This is a genomic window from Aquirhabdus parva, assembly GCF_003351745.1.
Classification (GTDB): domain Bacteria; phylum Pseudomonadota; class Gammaproteobacteria; order Pseudomonadales; family Moraxellaceae; genus Aquirhabdus; species Aquirhabdus parva.
In genome coordinates, this window is record NZ_CP031222.1 from 164,369 (window position 1) to 189,001 (window position 24,633).

The window sequence follows — 24,633 nt, forward strand, 5'->3', positions numbered from 1 at the left end:
CGACGTTTTAGCTTTTGAATTCAATTCCTTGAATTAAACTCGATAAATCATCGCTTGCATAGCCTTGCGCCGCATGCTGGCGAAGTTGACCTAGCGCACGCTGGGCCACGGGTAGGCTGAGTCCATGATTTGCTGCAAGTGTCATGGCATTGTTGAGATCTTTTTCTAAGGTTTGCACTTTCCACTGCACCGGTTCAAATTGACGAGTCGCCATACGGGGTGCAAGGATTTGGAAGGGCTTAGAGTCGGCGAAACCACCGGCCAGTGCGGGGGCGAGCAGTGTGGCATCCACACCCGATTTTTCTGCCAGTGCTATGGCTTCAGCAATCAAGGTACTGGTCGCTGCCACGATCAGTTGGTTACAAATCTTGGTGGCCTGACCACTGCCGCTATCGCCCATGGTGGTAACCCGCTGCGAAAGAGGGGCAAAGAACGGAGCAAGGTCTTCAATAACATGAGCATCACCACCTGCAAAGATCACGAGCGTGCCTTGTTCGGCACCGATAACGCCCCCAGAAACCGGCGCATCAATCCAATGCGCATCTTTTTCACGTGTTAGCTTGGCAAGGCGCTGAGTCAGTGCGACCGAACTACTGGAAAAATCCACGATGATCTGTTGTGGCTGAATTTGTTCCAAAAGCCTAAGCCCTATGGCCTCCACAGCAGCATCGTCAGCCAGACAAAGTGCGAGGATTGAAAAGTCCTGAAGTTGGTTTAAGTCTGTGAGTTTTGTCGCACCCTGTGCAATGAGGCGATCTGCTGCGCTGGCTGTACGATTCCAAACGCTGACATCGAAACCGGCTTGCAGCAGGCGCAAGCTCATGCGACTGCCCATCAGTCCCATCCCAACAAAAGCGATTTTTGTGGCATTGCTCATCGTTACAGACCCGTTTTAGTGGTATTGACGGGGTTGGTATTCCAGCTCTGGTTTTTTGTCTTTACGCATGGCGATTTGACGATTCTTGCCCATGAGCAATTTAAGCTGCCAGATTTTTTCCAGACGCAGTGCACGCTTCGGATGATGCTGCATCGCATCTAATACGCGTTTGCCTGCAAGCAAGGCATCAGGAGAACGTGTGAGAAACTCTTGCGCAAGCGTTTCTGCAGCAGCCAGAGGGTCCGTGGCAAGATGCGTGACCAGATGCAGTTTCTCTGCTTCTTTACCAGATAATACCCGTCCGGTCAGGGTCAGTTCTTTCGCCACATCAAGCGGCACGATGCCTTTGAGGGTTTGAGTGAGTCCCATATCGGGTACTAAGCCCCAGCGACTTTCCATAATTGACAGCTTACAGGTCGGCGTTGCAATTCGAATATCGGCAGCCAATGCCAATTGCATGCCTGCACCTAAGCAATGTCCATGCAATGCTGCAATGACAGGTACAGGAAGGTCTTGCCAGACCAAGAATGCTTTTTGGAAGAGACTTTGGCCCGGTTTAATCAGTTCCCATACCGCAAAAATGGCATTTTTTTTGTCATTGAGATCGGTTAAATCAATGCCTGAACTAAAGGATTCACCCACTCCAGTTAGAATCACCACACGAATGGACTTATCTTTTTTGATCAGACGTGCGGTTTGTACCAGCTCACGTAGCAGGGCGAAGCTCATGGCATTGCGTTTTTCAGGGCGATTCAATTGAACGGTGGCGATAGCGCCTTTTTTTTGTAGGAAAACAAGAGACATAGGTCAGCATCCAGTAGGGTATGGCAAATGTCGAGCATTACCATGATTAAGGCGTCAATAGCGCTATTTAGCGCTTGAGTCATCTTTAGCGCCGATAAAAAACCGAATTGATATAACGCGGCAAGCCAATCAAGCCAACTAATAGGCAAAGACCTAAAATGATTAAGGTCGGCAGTACACCGAGCCAATCTCCGATAGGCTTTTGATAAAGTGGCCAAACCAGCGTGAGTTTCTGCCAGCATAAACTCTGCAGCGTCGTGATGATGGTCGCCAGTAATGCACTGCGGAAAGCTTGAGGCAGGATGATTGTACTGGTAATTGTTTCGCGGCGCTGATCAATATAGCGACGCAAGCGTTCAGCCAAAGGCCACCCCGTCAGTAAACCCGCAAATAACCAGAATACCAGCATCAGTATGCTATTGGAAAAGCCAGCAAAAGGCTCTAGTCCAAGCAAGAATCGGATGAAGGGGATGAGCAAGACTAAGAGCTGTGTCCAGAGCATGATGAGGAAACTGACACGTCGACGCAGTAATGTCGCCAGCATGAGTAATATGGCGGGGTAGAGTAAAACCGTAAACCAAATCATCATCACGTATAAAGTCCTTGTTGGTGAGCATCTCTTCTAAATAAGCCTGATAAGAGAAGTAGTTAACAGATTCTAGGGTGGATCGACACTTAATCCGACTTGCTCAAAAGGATAGGCTAAAACGGCGTCAATGGCATCCATCATTGCAGAAAAATTTACCAAAAGTTCAGTTTTTAACGCTGTTTCGGATTCAAAATTAATCAGCGTGCCATTTTTCTGAGCTGCGGTTAATGCTCGTTCCATGACCCCTGTTGTTTTACGTAAAGTGGGTGTGCCGGTGTAGCGACTGCCACCATGCAGGCGATGGACTTCCGACATGAGTGATTCGAAGTTTCGACTTTCCCAACTGGCGATCAACTCCATTTTGTCCGTAGGCAAAGCTTCGATCAACATGCGTAACAAATCGCGTGCCAGATCAACTTTACCCGCAGCCAGTTTTAGACTGAGCTGCCAATCGACAATGGGATGAGAGACGGGTTCAATCGCACTGTTGTCAAAGTAGGCATTGGGGCTGTTGGTTGCAAACTGACCTGTCCAACGTTCAAGGATATCGACCAGTTGGGCTTGTTGAATCGGTTTACTAAAATAATCATCCATCCCAGCCGCAAGGAGACGCTCACGTTCATCACTTAAGGCATGGGCAGTCAGCGCAATAATTGGCGTATGCTGTTGCTCGTGATAGGTTTCGGCATATTCGGTCTCTAGCAAACGTATACGCTGCGTGGTTTCAAGCCCTGACATACGGGGCATTTGAATATCCATAAAGATCAAATCAAAGGGCGCTTCAGGGGATTCAGGATGCAAGCGCGATTCGATATATTCGATGGCCTCAAGACCACTGCTGGCTTTGGTGGTTTGAATACCCAGATCACCCAGCAGCGCATCCAGAACCAAGAGGTTCGGCGCATGATCATCGACCGCCAAAACATGCAAATTACGTCCTTCAAAACGTGGCGCGGCGGCGAGTTCATTCTTGTTCTTGGGTTCGAGGACGCTGAGTAATCCAACGCGACTGACCGGTTGATAGAGCGCCTGAACTTGGTATTCTGTAAGTACCACAGGATCAATCGCCATTTGATAGCCATAAATCACGAGAGCGCCGCTATAGCGGGTACGTATTTCGCGCAGGAGCGCGGGTGTATCGTTGGCATCGGCATCGGTAATGACCCAGCCTCGACCTTGGGTTTCCTCTTCAAATGCGGTCAAACGACCAAATAGATCTGGGAGTGAGCTGGCTTGCTCAAGTTCAACCGCCATATGCCCCAGATAGGCACGGAGTACGTTGAGACTAGCCCGATGCTCAATATGGGCCAGCACTCGACGGCCATTGAACTGAGGCCAATCGACAAAGTTCTCTTGGGTTACACCTAAGAGTGCGGTAAACCAGAAGGTCGCCCCCTGCTCGGCGTTGTCCTCAAAGCCCACTTCACCGCCCATGAGCTGCGCAAGCTGGCGCACAATAGCAAGGCCTAGTCCTGTGCCGCCATACTGGCGATTCACTGAAGGATCACCTTGATGAAAGGATTGAAAGAGATGATCTTTTTCCATACTACCGAGCCCAATGCCACTGTCCTGTACCGAAAAGTGAATCAGGTTCTGGTGGATGCGCTGCGGTTGCTGTGCGGGGTCATCGAGACGCACACGGATAATCACTTCACCTTGCTGGGTAAATTTAATCGCGTTACTGACGAGATTGGTCAGAATTTGCTTGAGACGTAGGGCATCGCCATGGGCTTGACGTGGAACGTCATCATAAAAATAGACCGCAATATTGAGATTCTTCTCGCTGGCCAGCGGCGTCAGCATGTCGATGACATCAAACACGGTTTCTTCTAAATTAAAGGGCGCTTTATCGAGTACGAGTTTGCCGGCCTCAATTTTTGAAAAATCCAATACATCGTTGATCAGCGCAAGTAAGTGGGCGCTGGACTTACGAATAGTTTGTACATAGAGCGTTTGTTCATCGGATAGCTCGCCGCGCCGCGACAACAGATTAATGAAACCATCAATACTGTTGAGCGGTGTACGCAGCTCATGACTGATGTTGGCGAGGAAAACTGACTTGGTGGTGCTGGCTTGTAATGCAGAGTCGCGAGCTTGGCGATAGGTGATGTTTTGCATCTCAATCGTATCAAGTGTTTGGCGTAAGTCATCTTCAGTTTGATCACTGTAGGCTTGTAACTCGACCACACTGCTATGCAGGCGTCTTAAAAAATAACCGAAGTCTTTTTGCAGTAAGCGCATTTCGCCATAACTATTACTTTCGATGGGCTGATTGAGCGTGGTAATCGAAAGGCGCTGCAGCAACATGCGTAATTCGTAAATCGGGCTGATCCAGCGCGTAGAATAGAAGCTCAGGCAGAGCAGTAGCAATAACAACGTAATCAAGCCCGTAATCACCAGTACACCCCAGACTCGATAGCGTGCGAGTTCTAAGGGTTGGTTATCCATATCAATGACAAGCCAAATCGGACTATCTGTAGCAAAGCCAACACGGAGGCCATAATTGTTACCCACACTACTGGGCAATGGACCAAAGGTTTGGCGATTGATTGAGAATTTGGCCCAGTCTGCATCAGCGTTATAGCCCATGCTTAAACGGGGAATGCCATGGATATCGATCAGCGCTGCGCGTTTGACATTTTCTTCGCCAAGGATATTTTGCAGAATATTTCGCGCTTTGCCTGCGCCGTCGGGTTGTTCGAGCAGAGGAATCAGGGTTTTGCTGGCCAGTTGGTAGCGCGCTAATACCGCTTCGGCACGACTGCGTTGTTCGGCTTTGGTGGCCCGTGCGGTTTCGGAAATGACCAGTGAGGCACCAATCAAAGTCAGGATCGTAATCGGCACAAAAATCAGCGCGACCAATTGCCCATAAGCATTTTGAATGCTCAGACGATGAAACCAACTTGTTTGAGCCGAGGCCATACTGCAATTCCTTATCAGTTCTCGCGCTGCATCGTTACTCTGACGAGACTAAACTTAAGATTATTATTTTGTCATATTGAACTTAGCATTCTAAATCGGTTTGAGGACAGTTATCCAGTCAGGATTGAAATCTCAAACTATTTAGTCCATTCGCGTTGATTACACCTGATGCGGTGCAAAAGGGTCGTTTTTTCTCTACAATCTCATCTGTTCAACGTTTTCTTATTTTGCTTGAGTATATTGCCATGCTGCAATCCGCTACACCTTCCAGTGACTTCACGCAAACCGAGTCAACTTCAGTACCGTCTCTGACTTCGGTGGTGATCGATTCGACCATTGGCAATACCCCGCTGGTTCGTTTACAGCGTTTAGCAGAGCATACCCAAGCGATAGTCCTTGCAAAACTTGAAGGTAATAATCCTGCAGGTTCGGTGAAGGATCGTCCTGCGTACAACATGATTATGCAAGCTGAGTTGCGCGGCGATATCAAAGTGGGTGATACCCTCATTGAAGCTACCAGTGGCAATACGGGGATTGCTCTGGCCATGGTTGCTGCTATGCGGGGCTACCGTATGATTCTGATTATGCCGGATAACTCCACTCAGGAACGCAAAGATGCGATGTTGGCTTACGGCGCGACTTTGATTGAAGTCCCTGCGCAAGGTGGCGGGATGGAAGCTGCGCGAGATCTGGCCTTACAAATGCAGGCGGAAGGAAAAGGTCGTGTACTCAATCAGTTCGGCAATCCTGATAATTCGGATGCCCACTACAAAACCACCGGTCCTGAACTCTGGCAACAAACGCAAGGAAAAATTACCCATTTTGTCAGTTCTATGGGGACAACCGGAACGATTATGGGGGTTGCTCGCTATTTGAAAGAGCAAAATCCCGATATTCAAATCATTGGTTTACAACCGGCGGATGGTGCCCAGATTGCAGGTATACGCCGCTGGCCTAAAGAGTACTTACCGACGATCTTTAAGCCTGAGCTGGTGGATCACACCATGGACATTCCCCAGATTGAGGCAGAGAAAACCATGCGCAAACTGGCGCGGGTAGAAGGGATCTTTGCGGGTGTTTCTTCTGGGGGAGCCGCATGGGCCGCAATCAAGATCGCTGAAGAAAACCCAGGGGCGGTCATCGCCTGCATTATCTGTGATCGCGGTGATCGTTATTTATCAACAGGGTTATATTCCGTCATTGATGAGTAGTTTGAAACGCCGGACGTGCTGAACAATAAAGACGAGGATAAGTCATATGATGAATCAGCCGATTTTGGTCTTTGATATTGAGACAATCCCTGATGTCAAAGCTGGCCAGCGAATGCACGGCCTAGATTTGCCGACTCCCGAGGCCCTGCAGGCTTTATCGCTGTTGCGTCGTAGTGAAGCGCTCGGACGTTATGATGGGAGTACCGATTTTCCACGCTTGCCCTTTCACGAAGTGGTGTGTATCTCAGGACTTTGGGTTGGATCAGGCGAAATGAAACTGTTTTCGTTTAGCCAGCAAGACTTGTCTGAACGAGATATTATCGCGCGTTTTTTCAGTGTGTTTGATAAGCACTTTCCAACGCTGGTGAGCTGGAACGGTGCCGGCTTTGATGTCCCTGTTTTGCTCTATCGGGCCATGTATCACAAGCTCTCCGCGCCGCGTTTCCTAGATCAGGGCGAGCATGATACCAGTCGCCGTTATGATAACTATCAGAACCGCTATCAAACCCGTCACACTGATTTGATGGATGCCATGGCACTCTTTAACAATCGTAACTTCCAGCGCTTGGATGATATTGCTCAGCTGTTTGGTCTGCCCGGTAAGCAAGGCGTAAGCGGTGCGGATGTCAGTAGTCAAGTGCAGGCTGGTCAGTGGAAAGAGCTTAAAGAGTATTGTGAAGGCGATGTGCTCAATACGTGGCTGGTCTATTTACGCTGGCAGCTCTTGCGTGGACAGTTGGATATCGCAGATCACGATGAGTGGGTCCAACACACGCGTGATTTTTTGGCTGTACATGATATCCATCGTGATGGTTTTTTAAAGAGTTGGGTTTAAATCTGCAACCAGTCCATGCCTGTAATTGCAATGAATGACACTTGGTCATTCATTGCGATGCTGTTTTTTAGATTTCACCTTAAACAAAGCGTGGCTTCTACCGTCACCGTGACTGATTGGCACGATTTTTTTGATTTTTTTTGCACAATGATTAGTTTTTTATGACGTTATCTTTATCCTCTCGCCATGTTGGAATCACGATGGCGATCATTCTATCCGCACCCGTATATGCAGTTCTTCCGCCAACCGTAGCGCTTCCTCAACTGGATAACAAAGCGTATGCCTTAGTAGATTATTCCACTGGACAAGTACTGGCTTCAGCAAATCCCGATGCCGAGTTGCCGCCTGCGTCACTGACCAAGATGATGACCAGTTATATTATTGGGCAGGATTTGAGTAGCGGACGGTTTAAAGAGCAGGATATCGTTCGTATGAACGCCACAGCCCTCTGTCAGAGTCAACTGGGTGAGTCTTGTATGCGCATTCCGTTGAATGGTTCGGCACCGTTGCTGGATATGCTGCGCGGTATCGTCATCCAATCCGGCAATGATTCAGCCCGCGCCGCTGCGGAGTATGTGGGAGGGAGTCAACAAGCCTTTACTGAACGTATGAATGTTGAAGCCAAGAAACTCGGTATGCATCATACGCAGTTCATGAACGTCTCAGGTATGCCGATGTCTGGACATTTTGCCAGTGCTTATGATTTGACAACTTTGGCACGGGCAATCATTCATGAGCAGCCCCAGTACTTCCCCATTTATGGGCAGCGCCAATATCGTTATAGCCCTGCTATTTTGCTTGAAAGTCATAATCCCTTGCTGGTCGATCCAACGGTTGATGGCATGAAGACTGGGCATACCAATGAGGCGGGATATTGCCTCGTCGTCACCCAGAAGATCGGCAATATGCGTTTGATTAGTGCTGTTCTGGGTACGAAAACCCGCGCGGAGTCCGGCATTCAATCCAAAGCACTATTAGCTTGGGGCTTTAATCAATTTGAGACGTTGAATCTAAGCACCAAGAACCAAGTTTTGAAAACCGTGCCGCTGTGGTTGGGCCAAAACAACACGCTGGATATCGGGACTAGAGATTCCTTTGCCATCACAATTCCACGTAGTCAGCGTCAGAATGTGCGTATTCAAACGACCCTAATCACTCCCCTCAAAGCACCCATCATTCAAAATCAACAGGTTGGGACGATGACGGCGATCTTGGATGGTCACGTTCTCGGCACGGCTCCTTTGATCGCATTGAATCATGTGCAAGAAGGGAGTGTCTTTAAACGACTGATTGATTATGTAAAATTATTATTGATTTGATGTTTGTATAAAAGGAGGGCGAGAACCCCCTCCATATCCTACACATCAGCGTTTATCTCGCAAAGTGTTCCATGAGTAGGACTTGCATTTCTCCGACGAGAAAACCGAGCGTTGCACCCACTGCAATCAGTATCCATTCATCTTGCTCAAAGGCTGGGTGCAGGAGTTCTTCAAATTCCTCCAGCGTGAGTTCGGTCATTTTTGAGGCCAGAGTTCGTTCAAGATCCATGGCATCTTCAGCATATTGTTCGATATTTTTCAGCGTCTCTGGCAGACGTTTGATGATCTCCTGAGCAACCAAGAGCTTCATTTCCTGATAACGACCACTGCCTACGGCAAATACGACAAAAGGCTTGGCAATACCAGATTGTTCATCCACTACCAATTGCACATGCTTTTGCACCATGCCAAACAAGCGATCTGACAAGGGGCCACGGAGAATCGAATCGATGATATTGCGTGGGGTGACGACCTCTTTGGCGATCAGACGTCCATATTCTGCAGACACTTCATGGCGACGCTTCAAAAATAGACCTTGCCATTGAATGAGTCCGCCGAGATACTTGGTCGGTTCTTTAGGGTTGAAAACCATTTTTAGGGCGAGCCAGTCCGTAAACCAGCCGGTGAATAGACCGAAAATTGGCATCACCCACGGGGAGTGTGTCACTGCCCATGTCACAGCTTGCACGATTCCAATGATAAAACCAAAGAGAGCGCCTGAGTTGCGAATAAAGCGAAACTCTCCGCTTCCTGCTTCTAGAAAGATCCGATTCAGGAGTTCTTTATCGCGTAAAAGACTGGTGACGACCATATCTTTGAGGTCGAATACAGAGCCGATATTGGTTTTAACATCATTCATGATGTTGTTGACGATATTGGGAGCATCATCTTGGATTCGACGGATAATCTTATTTTTAACGGATAGCGGTGCAACTTCCCAAAGACCCGGTGAGTAGTGCATTGCAACTTCACGGGTAATGTCTTCAATGGCTTCGAGTAGCGGCTTTTCAATTTCTTTAGCAATCCGATCAGGATCCAGCTTATTAAAAATATCTTCAGGGCTGATCAGTTTGGTGGTCATGGTATCGCAAGCGATGCCTGCCATGACGGCAGCTTTACGCGGCACGATCCCTTGCCAACCGAGGTAGGGCTTGATCCCAAAAAACTCAAGTGGCCTGAACATCATATTGATTGCGACGATTTTGGTACCGTAGCCAATGATCGCGGCAACAAAAGGCATAGAGGCATAGAGCCACCAGTTTTGCTGCACATCGACGACTATTTCTGACCATGTTTGCATTTCTTGTTATTCCTATCCATTAATGGCGTGGTGCTTATTTTTCATCAGTTTATGGGCCGTTGTTATTCAACGTATTTAACGCTGACATGCTGCCCAGAGGCGTTCCCCGAAGTCGGATATGCGTAGTGTATGCCGAATAATCCTGCTGCGCTGCCCATTTTTCTTCAATTGCTCAAGGACTTTACGCACCACTGGCTCTGTTTCTAATATTTCATACTTCATGGTTTGACTGTGCTCAACGGGTTCAATTCTGACGAGTCCCATATTGCGTAGATGTTGGACATAAATATGGGTGAGATCCGAGCATTGCACGCCACAGTTTTTGCCGACACTTGAGACGCACTCGACCGCATAGTGTGTCCATACAAAGCGAGTACCAGCTTCGACATGGATGAGTGGATAGCCAGTTCCTTCAGAAAGCGCTGACAGAATACGGGCCTGATCGGGCACTAAGGATTCTAGAATGGTGTAAAAATAGTTGTATTCGGCCTGCTCTCGGGTCTGGATTTGTGAGTTTTCCAGCAGTTCGGAGAGTCGTGCACTGAGCTGTCCAGAGGTAGAATGATCGACTAAGGTATGTTCGGCTTCAGTCGGTTCCATTAAATCCAGTCGATGTTTGATCTCATGCAGTAATCGTTGCTCTGCGTATTTAAGCTGATTTAATGCAAAGTCACGTCCAGGTAAATTCTTGAGAAAGCGTGACAAACGCGGTTCAGGTGTGGGCGCAGCTTCGAAGATGCTGACTTCGTAAATTTTTGATACGTCGTTATTCATGGCGTTGCTCACTTTCAGTCACATCAATGCTTGAGCGGGTAAAAAATATATGCAGTTCATCATGATAACCGCAAGTCATAGTGTCTGATTTGCTTACTGTGGATGATTACTATTGGTTTTAGTGGCGTTCTGAGGTCTCACAGGTATTTTTGTCCATGATTTTCGATGTCTGGTCCTTTTTTTGTGCATTTTTTGAAATTATTGTGATCTACTTCTAAGATTGGCTATTATGCGATTGATAGTATGAAGATGCATTTACAGAGTCAATAGGTTTTTGGCTTCACATGTGACTGGATGTCGAGGATTTACTTTCGTCTTACGATATGCATGGATTGAATCCATTTTAAAATCATGTCAGTCGCTTTATGTGGGTCCAAGTTTTGTTAAATATGGAGAATGACTTTGCGTAAGATTTACCTTGCCGCTGCGCTGTTGTTTAGCTCTCTGAGCTATGCGGCTGATCCTGCTTTGATTGCATCCAATCATCCGATTTTGGGCGTATGGAAGTGGACGACCCCAAATGCAGGGTGCTCAGAGCTGTATAACTTTAAAGCCAATAATCGTTTAGGCTTTGCAAGCGGCGCAGAAGTGGGGGAGAGTCTGTATACCGTTTCTGCTGAGCCCAGCCCGAAAGGTTATTACCGAATTGAGAATACTGTAGCTTCAGATAATGGCTCGAATGATTGCCGGGGACAACCGGGACAATCAGGGATGCATTCCACCTTATTTGCACGTTTTAGTCCTGATGGCAAGCAGGTGAAAATGTGTTTTGGAGAGTCTGATGATCAGTGTTTTGGGCCGTTGACTCGCGAATAAACCCATTAACGATTTAATTCATCGATACGTTCATAAAAAGGTCTGACACATGTCAGGCCTTTTTATTTTGATTGCACCTTTTGAGTACTGGAACACTCCTATTTTTTAGAAAGTCGTCAAACACGCTGACCAATCTACAAAAAGCATTTTCGTTCATCACGATCGCATTCGCGACCATAAAAAATTTCTTTTCCTTTTTTTGAATCCAAAAGCAGCTTTATCTCGTAATTATCTATGTGATGGTAAAAAACATCACGCACGTGGCATGGGGATCGATTCTAGATTTAAAAAAACAATGCTCGTTCAATCATTTTAAGGAAATAGAATATGAAACGTCAGCTAACTACGCTTGCGATTGCTCTCATGATGGCGACAGGGAGCTTTAGCGCCAGTGCTTCAAGTCATCGTGAAGCACCATCAATTACCAAAAGCCCCAAGGTGGATGGTACAGATTTTTATATGTTTAAAAGTTATGAGTCAGGTCGTGCAGGATATGTCACGCTGATTGCCAACTATCTGCCCTTACAGGATGGCTATGGTGGACCCAATTATTTCTCTTTAGATCCCAATGCATTATATGAAATTCATATTGATAATAATGGCGATGCTAAAGAGGATATAACCTTTCAATTCCGCTTCCAACAAATCTTAAAAGATCTTCAAGTTCCTGTGAATGGACAAATGGTCTCTGTACCACTATCGAATATCGGTGCCATTACCAATGATGCTAGCTCAGCTCAAAATACATCAGAAACGTATAGTGTGACCATGGTGAAAGGAGATCGTCGTACGGGTACGAAAACCACTTTAGGTACAGGGTTTAAAAAGCCATTTGATAACGTGGGCAATAAATCGATCCCGAATTATGCTGCCTATGCCAATAGTTTTATTCAACCTATTACGTTTCCCGGTTGCGGCTCAGGAAAAGTGTTTGTAGGGCAGCGTAAAGACTCCTTTGCCGTGAATCTTGGCGAGACCTTTGATCTGGTCAATATCAAAGCACCAGCGACGGAGTTTGATCCTCAAGCTGAAAATAAAGGTCTTAATACGCTTGAAGATAAAAACGTGACTACGATTGCACTGGAAGTTCCTGTGGCCTGTCTCACGGCAGGAAGCGAGACTGTAATTGGTGGCTGGACTACGGCGAGTTTACGTCAAGGTCGCTTGTTAAATCCCGTGCCCGGCAGTGATATTAGCTCCGCGAGCAAGGAAGGCGGCGCATGGACACAGGTCTCACGCCTAGGAATGCCGCTGGTAAATGAAGTGGTTATTGGACTGAAAGATAAAGATAAATTTAATGCCAGTAAACCCGTCAATGATAGTCAGTTTGCAACCTATGTGACTAATCCAACGTTACCTGCGCTGCTTGAGATTCTATTCAAAAGTGCGGGCGTCAAAGCACCAACAAACTTTCCGCGTACTGACTTGGTTGCAGCTTTCCTGACCGGGGTTCCTACACTTAACAAGCCCGCCAATGTTGTTGCATCTGAAGAGTTGCGTTTAAACACCGCGATTCCAGCAGCGCCAAAAGCAAGTCAGAACCGTCTAGGTGTTATCGGTGGAGATGTGGCTGGATTCCCGAACGGTCGCCGCCCCGGAGATGATGTCGTTGATGTCGCTTTACGAGTGGTGATGGGTAAGCTGTGTACGATTGATGGCGTGAATACCGCTGTGGGTTGTAAACCGAGTGATGCCCCTGTAGGCGGGTTGCATTTCACGGACGGAGCATGGCAAAGCCCAACACAGTTTGGTGAAACTTTCCCTTATTTGAATACACCGATTGCGGGTTCTCCAAACCCTGCGAATAAATAAGCGCAATCAGATCTCATCAAGGAGAAATATCATGCGTTTTAAATTGATTATTCCACTGGGATTATTGCTTTCCCTCCCGCTATTTTTGGCCAGCTGCGGTGGAAGTCATGACGATACGTCGTTTAATTTTATCCCGACGCCATCCGCCGATGATCCTTTCATTACCTTAGTACGTCAGCAGACCGATACACCCAGTGCCATGTCTGACGAATCTGAGCCGATAGACATCGTCAGAGTTGTTGCAACCACACCAGAAGATAGCGAACCACAGACAGTTAGTTTTTAAACGGTCTGTGAATTGATGCCATTGGCTACCTGTAGCCGATGGTGTTTTCATTTCGATTTTGATTTAAAAAAGGGCAGCATATGAGGCAACGATTAGATTGGGCCAAGTTTTTAAGTATCAGCCTTCTTGCCTTTGCAATGACGCAGACCTGGGCTGAGGTTTATCGTCCTGCTCAGGATTCTGAGGTTATTGATACTTTGCCTGCGGGAAGTCCCACTTTTCAATCTCGGACTCGCCTGATCTCTAGCGTGCAACAGCCTTTTACGCGTGTTGAGCCTGAAATTCGTACGCTTTTAGCCCAGTCGTATGCACAAGGTGATCCACGAGCGCTAGGCCAAGCAGAGTCGCTCATAGAGCCGTATAACAAAGAGACATCTCCTAGCGTGCGCATCCTTCGGGCCAACATTTTACAAGCCAGTCACCGCTTTGATGATGCTAAGGCAGAGCTACAGGCGATTTTGAAGAGCATCCCAAACCAGCCTGATGCCTTGCTGATGTTATCGTCTATTGATCTGGTTCAAGGGCATTTTGATGAGGCACGAGGGAGCTGTGATCATTTGCGTGATATGGGGCTGTTAGTTTTACGTTTTGCCTGCTTTGCGCAAATCGATGCAATGACCGGAAAACTGCAAGAGAGCAGAGATACTTTATTGAAATTAAAGCAAATGAATAATGGACTCACGACAGAGCAACAGCGCTGGATCAATCTGATGTTGGCTGATATTGCTTTGCGTTTGAATGATGCAGTGCTTGCGAAATCTGTCTTTGAACAATTGGACATTGAAACTGCACCCTCGTTGATGGCCCGTGCAGATTGGCTAATCGCGCACCATGAATGGGAAAAAACACAGCGGTTGCTTGCCTCTCATACTGAGAATGACAGCTTACTTTTACGTTTAGTGATGAGTGAGGTACGGCTCAAAGATCCTCAGGCGAGCGCACATTTCAAATTGCTCAGTGAACGCATTCGCGTTTGGAATGAGCGTGGCGAAACCGCCCATCAACGCGAAGAGGCGATGTACGCACTGATGTTACGTCCCCCTGAAAAATCCTTGGCACTGGCGCGTACAAATTGGCAAAAGCAACGTGAGACAGCCGATGTCGGTGTGTATGCGAATGCTGCGTTATACGCGCATAGCCGAGCTGATTTACAAGTCATTCAGGACTGGATCAAAAAGACGGGTTTTGAGTACCCCAGACTGACCCAAGTGGTCGCACAAGCATTGCAGGCGGGCCATTGATCATGAAAAAGTTATTCTTATCAAGCCGCCATTGTCTGTTGCTCATCATGGTTTTTTTTGTCTTTACAGTGCCTGAGACGACCTATGCACATCAGTCCAGTACCGCGTATTTAACGATGAGCAATTCGGCAAAGAGTGCTCGCGTTGACGCAGAATATCGCCTCGCTGTGCGTGATTTGGCACTGCTTGTTCCGATCAAAGAAGAGCAGAATCGATCGATTACTTGGGGTGCGCTAAAAGCTCAAAATGCGGCGATTGATCAACTTCTCGCGCAAAAAATGCAGTGGCAGGCTGATCAAACACCATGCCGGATGACCAGTCAGCGAGAGCCTATTGCATTGGACCATATAGCCGGAATGGCTTATGTGGTGATGTATTTGGGTGTGGATTGCGGCTCAAAGCCCCCAACGCAACTAAATTATCGAATCCTTGAACACATTGATAGTGGACATCGTTTGATTATCAGTATGAACGATACGCAGCACGTGGATAAGAGTCGCAGTTGGTTGGTTGCACCCAGTAAGGTTTCTTTACTTGCTCCAGATGGCAGTTTGAAAGAGACATTTCAAACGTATGTCAAAGAAGGTATCCATCATATTTTGACAGGCTATGATCATTTGTTGTTTTTGCTGTGCTTATTGCTACCTGCAGTTTATATGCGCATTCAGTCCACACAACTGACTGGGCGAGCTTTACACACGGATGATCAATGGGTTCCCGTGACGGCACCCATGAGCGCCGTACGTCACACCTTATATATCGCCACAGCATTTACACTGGCACACTCCATCACTTTAAGTTTGGCTGCCCTTAACGTGATTTCGCTGCCCTCAAGGCTAGTCGAGTCAACGATTGCTTTTTCGATTGCGTTGGCCGCATTGAATAATTTATTCCCCATGTTTGGAACCCGTCATATTCGTCTGGCCTTCATTTTTGGTTTAATCCATGGTTTTGGTTTTGCCAGTGCACTATCTGACTTACCGATTGGAACCGGTAGTCGTGTCTTAGCATTATTTTCTTTTAATCTGGGTATAGAGCTTGGGCAGATTACCTGTATTTTGATATTCCTACCGATTGCGCTGGCTTTAAGGCGTAGTCTGTTCTATCGTCAAATCATGTTCAAAGGGGGATCTGTGGTTGCTTGTTTTTTAGCGATCCTGTGGATGACACAACGTATATTTGACTTGAATTGGATACCAGGATGATGTTTGCACAGCTCGCAGATGAACGGACTTTATTGTTGCAAATCGGACAAGGTGATCGTCAAGCATTTCGTCAGCTTTATGATCAAACATCGCCCCACTTATTTGCAGTGGCATTACGGCTTCTTCGTAAGCGTGATATTGCTGAAGAAGTGCTTCAGGAGGTTTTTTTGACACTATGGCATGCAGCAGATCAGTACGATACCGAACGGGGATCGGTACGAACTTGGCTATCGACGATTACTCGAAATCGATGTATTGATCGAATCCGCCGTGCGCCTGTGGAGACTCTACCGTTGTTGGATGATGATGCTTTGGCTTCAGAAAAAGATGATCCCTTGACCCATGTATTGGATCAAGATCACCATGCGCTCTTGTCAGTTTGCTTAGGCGAGTTGGATGAACAGCAACGCCATTGCGTATCTCTGGCTTTTTTTGATGGCATGACGCATCAAGAAGTTGCGACTCATCTCACTGTTCCGCTAGGGTCTGCGAAGACATGGATTCGTCGTGGCTTAGATTTTTTAAAAAAATGTATGGGAGCCGTATAATTATGACTCTACATGATGACGTTCCAAATGGCGAAGAATCGCCTCTAAACCTGATCGCCGCTCAATATGTATTGGGTACCTTATCGGCCTCTGCGCGATTACGTTTTCAGGCCCGTTTGCAGCAAGAACCCGAACTTCGAGCCTTAACCCACGCATGGGAGAGGCGTTTGAATCCTCTAACGGATCTTCTGCTACCCCAAGAGGTTTCCCCAGAAGTTTGGAAAAAAATAGAATCGCGTCTGAATGCGACGGCACCAGTAAGCGTGCCCGACACAACGCAATCTCCAGTGCGAGAAGCCGCGAATGACGGCTATTGGAAACCTTGGGCATGGGCGAGCTCAGCGATAGCGGCTGGCCTAGCGGTCTTTATTCTGGTTCGTCCTGAAGGGATAATGCCGAAGAACCCTGAAATAATAGCGCAGGCACAGCAGGTCAGCCGTGATGTAGCGGTCCTCAGTACAGATAAACAAACCCCAGCTTGGGTCGTACGCCAGCAAGGACAGGCCCTCGTCTTGAGTGCTCTAAATACAGAGACCGTTCCATCAGATCGTGATCTAGAGCTCTGGAGTATTCAAGGCAATACCGCTCCGCGTTCTCTGGGCGTACTGCATATCAAAAATGGTCAAGCGACCATCTCAAGGGTTGCTGCAGATCTGGTCGTCAAGGACAGTACACTTGCAATCAGTCTAGAGCCAAAGAATGGGTCGCCTACAGGGCAACCGACAGGTGCTGTGCTCTATACGGGTAAAATTATCCGCGGTTAAGACATTATATTTTGCAGATGATGTAAACAAGGCATATGGCACGTCATCAAACTGAGATATTCTCATCTGAATTTGGTGACGCTCCCTTGGGTGTGTTGAGGCTGGTATGGCATCTTCAGAAGTGATAATTAATCCTAGTTTTAGGGTTTCAGTGTTACTGAGTTTTATCGCAGGTTATATCGATACCATTGGTTTTGTTGCTTTTGCCGGTTTGTTTATGGCACATGTCACCGGCAACTTTGTTCTGATCGGCGCGTCGATCGTGAGTCAGCACGGAGGTTTGATCGCCAAGTTTTTGGCGCTGCCAACGTTTATTGCGGCTATTGGTCTCACTATGCTGATCGTACACTTCTGCGAGAGACGTCAGCGGTCAGCAATTTCTCCCCTTTTGATGACCCAAGCATTTTTTCTACTGTTACTCATGGTGATGGGCTTGATGCTGCCAGATCGATCCCATCCTGATAGCTTACTGAGCATTCTCACTGGAATGATGGGGGTGATTGCGATGGGCATACAGAATGCCAGTGGCCGATTGGTCTTTAATGATCTTGCGCCATCCACCGTCATGACCGGTAACGTGACTCAAGTGGTGATCGACACTATTAATTTCGTGCGTCATCGTGGCGATAATAGTGCAGAGGAAAAGCGCATCAAAAAGATGCTGCCTGCAGTGCTGGCGTTTGCGTTGGGCGCGATCAGCGGTGCGTTGTTTTATCATCTTATGGGTTTTTCAGCGGTCGCCATCGCCATTGGATTACTAGCGATCGTCTGGTGGAATCGCGCATTTCCGGTCGCTGAAAAACCGATTTGAGGATGCATAGTCGTGCAAAATGAATCCTGTGTACGGTTTTTCTGCACCTGCTTTAGCTTCTAAAATCTCTTAGAAACTCACTCTTAAACTTGCGCGCACAGCGCGTGATTCTGCGGGATGGATATGCCGATCTAAAAAGCCCTCACGGTTAGTCGAGCTTGCACTACATTCGGCTGTCGCAGAGTCACTTCGCAAGCAGGAGTTGTAGAGATACTCGATATCATTCACCTGACGATTGAACAGATTCAGAATCTCTAGTTTGCCTGATAAATGTTTGGAAAATTGATACCCTGCTTGTGCATTGACCAGTGTCGATGCGGTAGAGCGCACGCTATTATCTTCGATAAGCGGTCTAGGTCCAAAATAGCGTAGACGTAAGCCTACTGACCAAGGGCTATTTGGCGTATAGGCGATACCCATGGAGGAGGTTGTACCAATGGCATCTGGGATATGATTTCCAACAAGGTCATCGTCTGTAAATTTGGCTTGTGAGAACGCCGCATCAAAATCGATTTGCCATGCTTTAGAGGGTTGGTAGTAGTTTGTCCATTCGATCCCGCGACGACGGCTGGGTCGACTGGCTTCCGTGGTGCCCGCATCGCCGACAAAGACCAATTCTGAGTCAGAATCCAATTGCCATAGGGCGATGGTACTGTGAAGGTGAGGCAGGATTTCCGTCCGTAGCCCCAGTTCCCCGCCCTTAGTGCGAACAAGAGGGGAGACTGTATTGACAGGGGATAGATAGCCCGCATCACGTGGATCGGGATTGATTCGTAGTGTGGTCCCCCGTGCATCGTTACTGTGAAATCCATAGCCATAGTTCAGATAATATTCTGTTTTTCCAAAAGGACCAAAGACAAAACCAATTTTGGGGCTGGTCTTATGTGCATTGAGATTTCCGCTGTTTTGCGCAATATTTGCATCAACATCAAAATGATAAAAATCCGTACGTAATCCGAAAGTACTGCGAAAATAAGGCGTCCAGTTCAGCGTGTTTTCTGCATAAAGTGCGACAGTGGTTTCATTGACTTTATCATCGCTGATCGTCGCATAGCGGACGCGATTTTCTGTGAGGAATAATCCGTCACTGCTGATGGCGTCATGGCGTGCAGAGATGCCAAACTTGTTTTGCATAGGGTAAGTGAGGAGGTTGCTAAAGAAACTTTGTTCATAGCGCCCGCCAAAAACGTTGCGCTCATCGAGTTGTTCGAATTGATCACCGTGAATCGGATCGTTTAGATAATAAGTAAAATCTGAAAATAAATTAAGCTTGTAGTGCAATGCAAAGAGATCCAGTTTTCGCTGCTCTGTTAACGTGGTATCTGCCCAATTAAAAGTGAGCGCAGTACGTTTGGTTTCTCCGCCATCACTGGGGTTTAACGAACCATATCGTCCTATGAGCCCATCATCAATCGCCCGCTGTGCAACTTGGTCTGTAGACCCCCAGTCGGATTGATAATGACTGAATGCCAGTGACCAGCCATCATTCAAAGTACCGCGGCTATAACGAAGTTGGACATTTTGTTTTTCTGAATTTTCGGCGACATCCCATGGACCGTTTGAATGTGAGACATCCACAGCACCGAGCAATTGCCCGCCCAGATATTCTGTAGTTCCCGCGGCTAGAAGCCGCTCATAGCCGAAAGATCCACCCGTAAGTTCAACGAAATTCTCTTTAAGTTGGCGCATTTGCTCAATTCGTACACTGCCTGCGGATGCAAAATCACCATCGGCAGCATTGTATGGTCCTTTACGGTATTGAATAAAATTAACCAGTTCAGGAATGAGGAAGTTAAGGTCACTATAGCCTTGTCCGTGGGCATGACTCGGCATATTGACAGACACACCATCAACAAAGCTCGCCAAATCAGTACCATGATCTAAATTAAAGCCACGCAGAAAATACTGATTCGCTTTCCCATCACCACTATGCTGAGTCACGATTAAGCCCGGTACGGTTTCAAGAATCTCTGCGGGTCTCAGCAAGGGGCGATTTTTGAGTTGAGCTTGGGTGACAGTGCCCTGAGATGCGGTATTTGCAACGCCCAGCAAATTGAAGGTCAGTGGTGCAGTCACTGTAATCGTCGGTAGAGAGGTTTCTTCGACTTGGTTGCTATCTAGGGGGAGCCCACCCGCATGCACATGGAATGCACAGCAAAAGGGCAGGAATGCTTGCCAGCTTCGGAGTCTGGATTGGATGATGAATCGTGACATCATGAATTCTTCCCTAATTTATCTTCCGCATGTAGCATTATTTTAAATTAATATATAAAACAATATCTTGTGCTTATTATTGGGATGCGGGTGTTTATGTGCAATACGAAGAATAACGTAATGCATTGAAGGCTTTGATCTCTATCTTTTCTGATTTCTCCAAAAACAGGCCTCTACAAGAGAAGCCTGATCGGATCATCTGCTCAAAAAATATTACTGGGGCATCAAAACAGTATCGATCACATCAATCACACCATTGGATTGATAGACGTCATACGTGGTGATGTTGGCATAACCGCCTTTTTCATCCCACACGAGGATGTTGTGTGCACCGTTCATGCTGAAGGTCAAGGTGCCGCCGCTAGCGGTTTTGAGCTTCGCTTTGCCCTGTTCTTTGGCAATCAGTTTAGACAATGCGGCAAAGTCATATTTACCAGGCACGACATGATAGGTGAGTACTTTGGTGAGTGTGGCTTTGTTTTCAGGCTTCAAGAGTGTATCTACCGTGCCCGCAGGTAGTTTGGCAAAAGCCGCGTTGGTCGGTGCAAATACAGTGAATGGCCCTTTACTTTTCAGCGTATCGACCAGACCTGCCGCTTGAACCGCAGCAACAAGAGTTGTGTGATCCGCAGAGTTGACTGCGTTGTCCACGATGTCTTTGCTGGGCAGCATGCTTTGCCCGCCGACCAGTACAGTGCTATCAGCCAGAGCAACACTGCTCAGAGCCATAGATGCTGTTAGAGCGAGGGCAAGAGATAACTTATTCATGGGGTTCATCCTTTCTCAAAATTATTAGGTAAGGTGCAATCAAGTCAGATATTGATTGTGGGTGTTACCTAGAGATATACGCAGTTGAGATGCGTTTGGATTCAAAAAAAGATGGGCAATTTTTATAATTTTTTATAATGGTGGTTTTTAGCCATTCCAGTTGAAAATTATTTTGATCTAAAATTTTAATTTGTCTATAAAAAATAAATCCTCAAGCGGTAGGTCACCGCTTGAGGATTCTGTGGTTATTTTGTTGGCTGATAGCGCTTTTCAGTCTAGGTCAGTCTTATTTGCCATGCACGACATTCGGATCAATGAAACTGTCTGCATTGAGCAATTGTTTATAGGCACCTGTTGTGACGTTAAATTGATTGACGAAATAGGTTGAACCATAGATTGAATCAAAGCCTTTGCCTTTGAGCATAGCTTTTTGATTGGCAGTGAGATCCAGTAAATGTGTGCCATTCAAGAAGTGTTGATACGTCGCAGGTGCAACGCCGACACGACCAGACATAATACGCACAGCATCCGGTTGTGTTTTCGGGTCATTGATGTACTTCACGACACGATCCCAGACTTTGCCCATTTTGATCCAGTCCGCGCGTTTGGCGGCAAGGCTGGCAGGGTTTACGGTGATTCCGTCATAGATCAACCCCGGTGCATCGGCTGAGGTGTAGAGCGGATGTGAGCCGGCTACCGCTTTAAGCGTTTGGTTCGCAACGGGCTGCCACACAGCGACTGCGGCGACACTGCCAGAGGCCAAGACCTGCGGCAATTCATTGGTTTTACCATTGACCAGTTTGACTGAGGATTCCGCTACGCCATTTTTTTTGAGCGCATTGACCAGCAGTAGGTGATCGACGAGTCCACGTTCGACACCGACAGATTTGCCGGCTAAGTCTTTGATGGATTTAATCGCGGGTGTGCCGATGACCATATCATTGCCGCTGGAGTAGTCGGTAAGCAGCACCATGACACCTTTAGTACCGCCAGCTCCTGTGACCAGCATATCGCCATTGGTTGCACCGACTGCATCGAGTTTGCCTGCGGCAAAGGCATCCAGTGAAGCAGAGTAGTCAAACCATTGGAAGCTTGCATCAACACCGGCTTCTTTTAACCAGCCTTTATCAATCGCGATCTGCCATGCAACAAAGCCTGGCCAATCGCTATAGCCAATTTTAAGCGGTGCCGCTTGGGCAACCGAAGTGATGAGCCCTGCTGTGCTTAGGATGAGCGTTGCAAGTGCAGTCCGTTTGATGAAGCGTTGAGTCTTAGATGTCGTCATGATGTTTCCCCGCGGATATAAAGTTAAAAAAGTGAATCGTTGTTTACAGTGGTGTTACGTGCTTTGTTGCTGAATCAAAAAAAATTGTCCTATAGCTTGTGCTCAGATGGGCCAAAGGAGTTTAGTGGTCGTGCGTGATGACCGAGTTTGAGTGAACCGTTGTTGAGTCGGACCTTGAGGTAGCCAAAACTTTGCGCGGTCTGGGCAAACAGATGCTCACCAGCATTCAATGCAGGATATTTTTGAATCGTTTCTGCTGTGGCAAAGGCTGGTAATGGTTCCACGCGGGTGTGATAGTCACAACCAAAAAAGAGCGGAAATGAATAGCGTTCCGTGCTGACCTTACGCACGCGATGAGCTGTGGCGACAAACGTGCCACCACTCCAGATTTCCATGAGATCACCGATATTGACAATAAAGGCATCTTCCATGGGGGGTGCATCAATCCATTTGCCTTCGCCATTGACGACTTCTAGTCCGGGTGCCGTGGGCAGCAAAATAGTGAAGCACTCATAGTCTGTATGCGCACCGATGCCCGGGCTATCACTGGCGCTTGCATCAAAAGGATAGTGAATCAGTCGTAGTTGGGAGGTGGGGTTCTGGATAAAACCATCAAACGCATCTTCGGCTAATCCGAGCGCGAGGGCAAAACCGTGTAAAAGGGTTTGACCCAGTGCAAAGACGGCTTGGTAATAGGTGCGAATTGCTGCCTCAAATCCTGTCTGTTCTGGCCAGACATTGAGTCCATGCATCGGCGTCCCTGCAATCACATCAGGATCATCCACTGAATGTTCAAAGCCCAAATCAAAAGCTTCTTTACGATCATGCTTGCCGGTGGCAAACACTTCTTCCCCTTCCGGCACATAACCCCGATGCGCTAGGTTCCCTGAATTGCCGATGTAGTAGCGCATTTTTTCAGTTAAGGGTAAATCAAAGAAATCTCGGGTTTGCTCAATCAAGTGGCTACGCATTAATCTGGATACGGCATGGCCAGTGATATAGAAGAAACCCACTTCACGTGCGGCTTTACCGAGAGCTTCTGCGGTGTGGAGGCGAATGGGAAGATCAGGACTGTATAACCCTGAAATATCAATAATCGGTAGTTGATCGAAATGATGCGATGTCGGTGGCGCGGTTGTTAAGGTCGTTTGCGAATGTGTTGCTGGTGCATGGTACATGGCGTAAACACTCAGACTGAATCTGGTCGTCCAGAAAAAGTAAGCACCATGATGTTTGGGTCGTCCCAAACGGTGGGTTATCAATAACGCGTCATCCGCGCTAAAAACAAATCATTAATGTTCATAAAAGCAAAGGACATGCCATTTTTTAAAAATGAATGCGAATCAATGCTGTGACAAAATTTAAGCAATGCTAGATTCAGCACGCTGTAAAAAAGCACTGTCATGGTGCGAGAAATGCACTCTTTCGGTGTCTCCAATCCAGCGATTCATCTGCCAAATGTCAGCCACTTGCTCACCAGTGAAAGGGATTTGATGGGTATAGCCATCTGGGCCACATTCTGGGGTCATGGTACTGATTTGATAGCCTTGCGCGCGCTGTGCATCCCATACCGCTTCCCAGCAGCGCTGGTGCGATGCTAGACAATCGGCATAAGCGGGATCTGCCGGATGAGGCACTTGTGGACCTTGCGGATAACCGATCCGACCATGAACATGATGACCATGGGGTGCGAGCTCAGCGATCGTATCCCACTCACTGTCCATGAGTCTTTCCGAGACCACGACCCAATGACTAAAATCACAAGTTAATTTCAGAGCCGGAACTTTACGTACGACATCACGCGTCACCCATGGATTGAAAAATGAACGTCCGCGATGTGTCTCAAAACTGCAGATCACATCATGTTGATCTGCGATATCAACGGCACGCGAAAAGAAATCAATTTGCTGATCCAATGACCATGCGTCACAACCTGCCATCACATTAAAAAAGCGCGGTTTCAGGTCTTTGCCATTAATGATTTTTGCTTCAAGATCAGCAAGGTGATCGGCAATTGTTGCGCTGCGCTCAGGCACATAACTGCCTGCTGTACAGATCTCGGCGATCAGCCCTAAACCTGACTCGGTCACTTCAATTGCAAAGCGTTCACGTTTGGCTGGGTCATGCGGAATCGGGGCTTCAATGCCATCGAACTGTGCTTCACGGACCGCGCTAAAGGCTTCGGATAACGGCCCGTGAAAACCCCAGAAGGTTTTGTACAATTGTAATTTCATAAAAAAAACTCACACGGT

Annotated in this window: 22 protein-coding genes; 11 read left to right on the plus strand and 11 right to left on the minus strand. The window is 47.3% G+C overall.

Annotated features, from left to right (window positions below; translation table 11 throughout):
• Nucleotides 1-7: 7 nt before the first annotated feature.
• The 4 genes from HYN46_RS00785 to HYN46_RS00800 form a co-directional block, all read right to left on the minus strand.
• Nucleotides 8-877: an NAD(P)-dependent oxidoreductase gene (locus HYN46_RS00785; RefSeq protein ID WP_114897669.1), complete on the minus strand. Its 870-nt coding sequence runs from the start codon at nucleotides 875-877 to the stop codon at nucleotides 8-10.
• A 15-nt stretch (nucleotides 878-892) separates the two neighbouring features.
• Nucleotides 893-1,681, minus strand: a complete 789-nt coding sequence (locus HYN46_RS00790; RefSeq protein ID WP_114897670.1) for a crotonase/enoyl-CoA hydratase family protein — start codon at nucleotides 1,679-1,681, stop codon at nucleotides 893-895.
• A gap of 85 nt (nucleotides 1,682-1,766) precedes the next feature.
• Complete coding sequence (locus HYN46_RS00795; RefSeq protein ID WP_114897671.1) at nucleotides 1,767-2,270, minus strand: hypothetical protein; 504 nt, start codon at nucleotides 2,268-2,270, stop codon at nucleotides 1,767-1,769.
• A 69-nt stretch (nucleotides 2,271-2,339) separates the two neighbouring features.
• Nucleotides 2,340-5,192, minus strand: a complete 2,853-nt coding sequence (locus HYN46_RS00800) for an ATP-binding protein (RefSeq protein WP_114897672.1) — start codon at nucleotides 5,190-5,192, stop codon at nucleotides 2,340-2,342.
• 245 nt (nucleotides 5,193-5,437) lie between these two features.
• Here HYN46_RS00800 and cysM point away from each other — a divergent pair, with 245 nt between their 5' ends.
• The 3 genes from cysM (at nucleotide 5,438) to HYN46_RS00815 (ending at nucleotide 8,557) form a co-directional block, all read left to right on the plus strand.
• On the plus strand, nucleotides 5,438-6,403 hold the full coding sequence (cysM, locus tag HYN46_RS00805) for a cysteine synthase CysM (RefSeq protein WP_114900498.1): 966 nt from the start codon (nucleotides 5,438-5,440) through the stop codon (nucleotides 6,401-6,403).
• A gap of 49 nt (nucleotides 6,404-6,452) precedes the next feature.
• Nucleotides 6,453-7,238 (plus strand): 3'-5' exonuclease, encoded by a 786-nt coding sequence (locus HYN46_RS00810; protein ID WP_114900499.1) that lies wholly within the window; start codon nucleotides 6,453-6,455, stop codon nucleotides 7,236-7,238.
• A 161-nt stretch (nucleotides 7,239-7,399) separates the two neighbouring features.
• Entirely contained in the window at nucleotides 7,400-8,557 is a 1,158-nt protein-coding gene (locus HYN46_RS00815) for a D-alanyl-D-alanine carboxypeptidase family protein (protein WP_114897673.1), read from the plus strand.
• A 52-nt stretch (nucleotides 8,558-8,609) separates the two neighbouring features.
• Here HYN46_RS00815 and HYN46_RS00820 read toward each other — a convergent pair whose 3' ends face one another.
• Both HYN46_RS00820 and HYN46_RS00825 read right to left on the minus strand, forming a co-directional pair.
• Nucleotides 8,610-9,857: a DUF445 domain-containing protein gene (locus HYN46_RS00820; RefSeq protein WP_114897674.1), complete on the minus strand. Its 1,248-nt coding sequence runs from the start codon at nucleotides 9,855-9,857 to the stop codon at nucleotides 8,610-8,612.
• 75 nt (nucleotides 9,858-9,932) lie between these two features.
• Nucleotides 9,933-10,631 (minus strand): Abi-alpha family protein, encoded by a 699-nt coding sequence (locus HYN46_RS00825; protein ID WP_114897675.1) that lies wholly within the window; start codon nucleotides 10,629-10,631, stop codon nucleotides 9,933-9,935.
• 402 nt (nucleotides 10,632-11,033) lie between these two features.
• On the opposite strand from HYN46_RS00825, the gene HYN46_RS00830 reads away from it, so the two are divergent.
• The 8 genes from HYN46_RS00830 to HYN46_RS00865 all read left to right on the plus strand — a co-directional run bounded on the left by HYN46_RS00830 (nucleotide 11,034) and on the right by HYN46_RS00865 (nucleotide 18,114).
• The gene (locus HYN46_RS00830) at nucleotides 11,034-11,447 is read left to right on the plus strand and encodes a hypothetical protein (protein ID WP_162818047.1); all 414 of its coding nucleotides are present in this window, start codon (nucleotides 11,034-11,036) and stop codon (nucleotides 11,445-11,447) included.
• 327 nt (nucleotides 11,448-11,774) lie between these two features.
• Nucleotides 11,775-13,259: a DUF4331 domain-containing protein gene (locus HYN46_RS00835; protein ID WP_114897677.1), complete on the plus strand. Its 1,485-nt coding sequence runs from the start codon at nucleotides 11,775-11,777 to the stop codon at nucleotides 13,257-13,259.
• Between the two features lie 31 nt (nucleotides 13,260-13,290).
• Nucleotides 13,291-13,545 carry a hypothetical protein gene (locus HYN46_RS00840; protein WP_114897678.1) on the plus strand — a complete coding sequence of 85 codons (255 nt, stop codon included), beginning with the start codon at nucleotides 13,291-13,293 and terminating at the stop codon, nucleotides 13,543-13,545.
• An 80-nt stretch (nucleotides 13,546-13,625) separates the two neighbouring features.
• Nucleotides 13,626-14,786 carry a tetratricopeptide repeat protein gene (locus HYN46_RS00845; protein WP_114897679.1) on the plus strand — a complete coding sequence of 387 codons (1,161 nt, stop codon included), beginning with the start codon at nucleotides 13,626-13,628 and terminating at the stop codon, nucleotides 14,784-14,786.
• Between the two features lie 2 nt (nucleotides 14,787-14,788).
• On the plus strand, nucleotides 14,789-15,991 hold the full coding sequence (locus HYN46_RS00850) for a HupE/UreJ family protein (RefSeq protein ID WP_114897680.1): 1,203 nt from the start codon (nucleotides 14,789-14,791) through the stop codon (nucleotides 15,989-15,991).
• Nucleotides 15,988-16,539: a sigma-70 family RNA polymerase sigma factor gene (locus HYN46_RS00855; RefSeq protein ID WP_114897681.1), complete on the plus strand. Its 552-nt coding sequence runs from the start codon at nucleotides 15,988-15,990 to the stop codon at nucleotides 16,537-16,539. Before HYN46_RS00850 ends, HYN46_RS00855 begins: the two co-directional genes overlap by 4 nt.
• A 2-nt stretch (nucleotides 16,540-16,541) precedes the next feature.
• Nucleotides 16,542-17,303, plus strand: a complete 762-nt coding sequence (locus HYN46_RS00860; protein ID WP_162818048.1) for an anti-sigma factor — start codon at nucleotides 16,542-16,544, stop codon at nucleotides 17,301-17,303.
• A 106-nt stretch (nucleotides 17,304-17,409) separates the two neighbouring features.
• Entirely contained in the window at nucleotides 17,410-18,114 is a 705-nt protein-coding gene (locus HYN46_RS00865; RefSeq protein ID WP_114897683.1) for a YoaK family protein, read from the plus strand.
• A gap of 69 nt (nucleotides 18,115-18,183) precedes the next feature.
• Here the strand turns inward: HYN46_RS00865 and HYN46_RS00870 are convergent, their stop codons facing one another.
• The 5 genes from HYN46_RS00870 to HYN46_RS00890 all read right to left on the minus strand — a co-directional run bounded on the left by HYN46_RS00870 (nucleotide 18,184) and on the right by HYN46_RS00890 (nucleotide 24,615).
• On the minus strand, nucleotides 18,184-20,331 hold the full coding sequence (locus HYN46_RS00870; RefSeq protein WP_228254850.1) for a TonB-dependent receptor: 2,148 nt from the start codon (nucleotides 20,329-20,331) through the stop codon (nucleotides 18,184-18,186).
• Between the two features lie 210 nt (nucleotides 20,332-20,541).
• Complete coding sequence (locus tag HYN46_RS00875) at nucleotides 20,542-21,096, minus strand: fasciclin domain-containing protein (protein WP_114897684.1); 555 nt, start codon at nucleotides 21,094-21,096, stop codon at nucleotides 20,542-20,544.
• A gap of 286 nt (nucleotides 21,097-21,382) precedes the next feature.
• Entirely contained in the window at nucleotides 21,383-22,381 is a 999-nt protein-coding gene (locus HYN46_RS00880) for an ABC transporter substrate-binding protein (protein ID WP_114897685.1), read from the minus strand.
• An 89-nt stretch (nucleotides 22,382-22,470) separates the two neighbouring features.
• On the minus strand, nucleotides 22,471-23,559 hold the full coding sequence (locus HYN46_RS00885) for an isopenicillin N synthase family dioxygenase (RefSeq protein ID WP_114897686.1): 1,089 nt from the start codon (nucleotides 23,557-23,559) through the stop codon (nucleotides 22,471-22,473).
• Between the two features lie 183 nt (nucleotides 23,560-23,742).
• On the minus strand, nucleotides 23,743-24,615 hold the full coding sequence (locus HYN46_RS00890; RefSeq protein ID WP_114897687.1) for a sugar phosphate isomerase/epimerase family protein: 873 nt from the start codon (nucleotides 24,613-24,615) through the stop codon (nucleotides 23,743-23,745).
• Nucleotides 24,616-24,633 lie beyond the last annotated feature (18 nt).

Coding starts and splice junctions, on each gene's coding strand:
- HYN46_RS00825 (WP_114897675.1), bottom strand. CDS start 10,631: ATGAATAACGACGTATCAAAAATTTACGAAGTCAGCATCTTCGAAGCT.
- HYN46_RS00865 (WP_114897683.1), top strand. CDS start 17,410: ATGGCATCTTCAGAAGTGATAATTAATCCTAGTTTTAGGGTTTCAGTG.
- HYN46_RS00855 (WP_114897681.1), top strand. CDS start 15,988: ATGATGTTTGCACAGCTCGCAGATGAACGGACTTTATTGTTGCAAATC.
- HYN46_RS00785 (WP_114897669.1), bottom strand. CDS start 877: ATGAGCAATGCCACAAAAATCGCTTTTGTTGGGATGGGACTGATGGGC.
- HYN46_RS00800 (WP_114897672.1), bottom strand. CDS start 5,192: ATGGCCTCGGCTCAAACAAGTTGGTTTCATCGTCTGAGCATTCAAAAT.
- HYN46_RS00835 (WP_114897677.1), top strand. CDS start 11,775: ATGAAACGTCAGCTAACTACGCTTGCGATTGCTCTCATGATGGCGACA.
- HYN46_RS00820 (WP_114897674.1), bottom strand. CDS start 9,857: ATGCAAACATGGTCAGAAATAGTCGTCGATGTGCAGCAAAACTGGTGG.
- HYN46_RS00870 (WP_228254850.1), bottom strand. CDS start 20,331: ATGATGTCACGATTCATCATCCAATCCAGACTCCGAAGCTGGCAAGCA.
- HYN46_RS00845 (WP_114897679.1), top strand. CDS start 13,626: ATGAGGCAACGATTAGATTGGGCCAAGTTTTTAAGTATCAGCCTTCTT.
- HYN46_RS00860 (WP_162818048.1), top strand. CDS start 16,542: ATGACTCTACATGATGACGTTCCAAATGGCGAAGAATCGCCTCTAAAC.
- HYN46_RS00790 (WP_114897670.1), bottom strand. CDS start 1,681: ATGTCTCTTGTTTTCCTACAAAAAAAAGGCGCTATCGCCACCGTTCAA.
- HYN46_RS00795 (WP_114897671.1), bottom strand. CDS start 2,270: ATGATGATTTGGTTTACGGTTTTACTCTACCCCGCCATATTACTCATG.
- HYN46_RS00810 (WP_114900499.1), top strand. CDS start 6,453: ATGAATCAGCCGATTTTGGTCTTTGATATTGAGACAATCCCTGATGTC.
- HYN46_RS00840 (WP_114897678.1), top strand. CDS start 13,291: ATGCGTTTTAAATTGATTATTCCACTGGGATTATTGCTTTCCCTCCCG.
- HYN46_RS00885 (WP_114897686.1), bottom strand. CDS start 23,559: ATGTACCATGCACCAGCAACACATTCGCAAACGACCTTAACAACCGCG.
- HYN46_RS00815 (WP_114897673.1), top strand. CDS start 7,400: ATGACGTTATCTTTATCCTCTCGCCATGTTGGAATCACGATGGCGATC.
- HYN46_RS00850 (WP_114897680.1), top strand. CDS start 14,789: ATGAAAAAGTTATTCTTATCAAGCCGCCATTGTCTGTTGCTCATCATG.
- HYN46_RS00890 (WP_114897687.1), bottom strand. CDS start 24,615: ATGAAATTACAATTGTACAAAACCTTCTGGGGTTTTCACGGGCCGTTA.
- HYN46_RS00880 (WP_114897685.1), bottom strand. CDS start 22,381: ATGACGACATCTAAGACTCAACGCTTCATCAAACGGACTGCACTTGCA.
- HYN46_RS00875 (WP_114897684.1), bottom strand. CDS start 21,096: ATGAATAAGTTATCTCTTGCCCTCGCTCTAACAGCATCTATGGCTCTG.
- cysM (WP_114900498.1), top strand. CDS start 5,438: ATGCTGCAATCCGCTACACCTTCCAGTGACTTCACGCAAACCGAGTCA.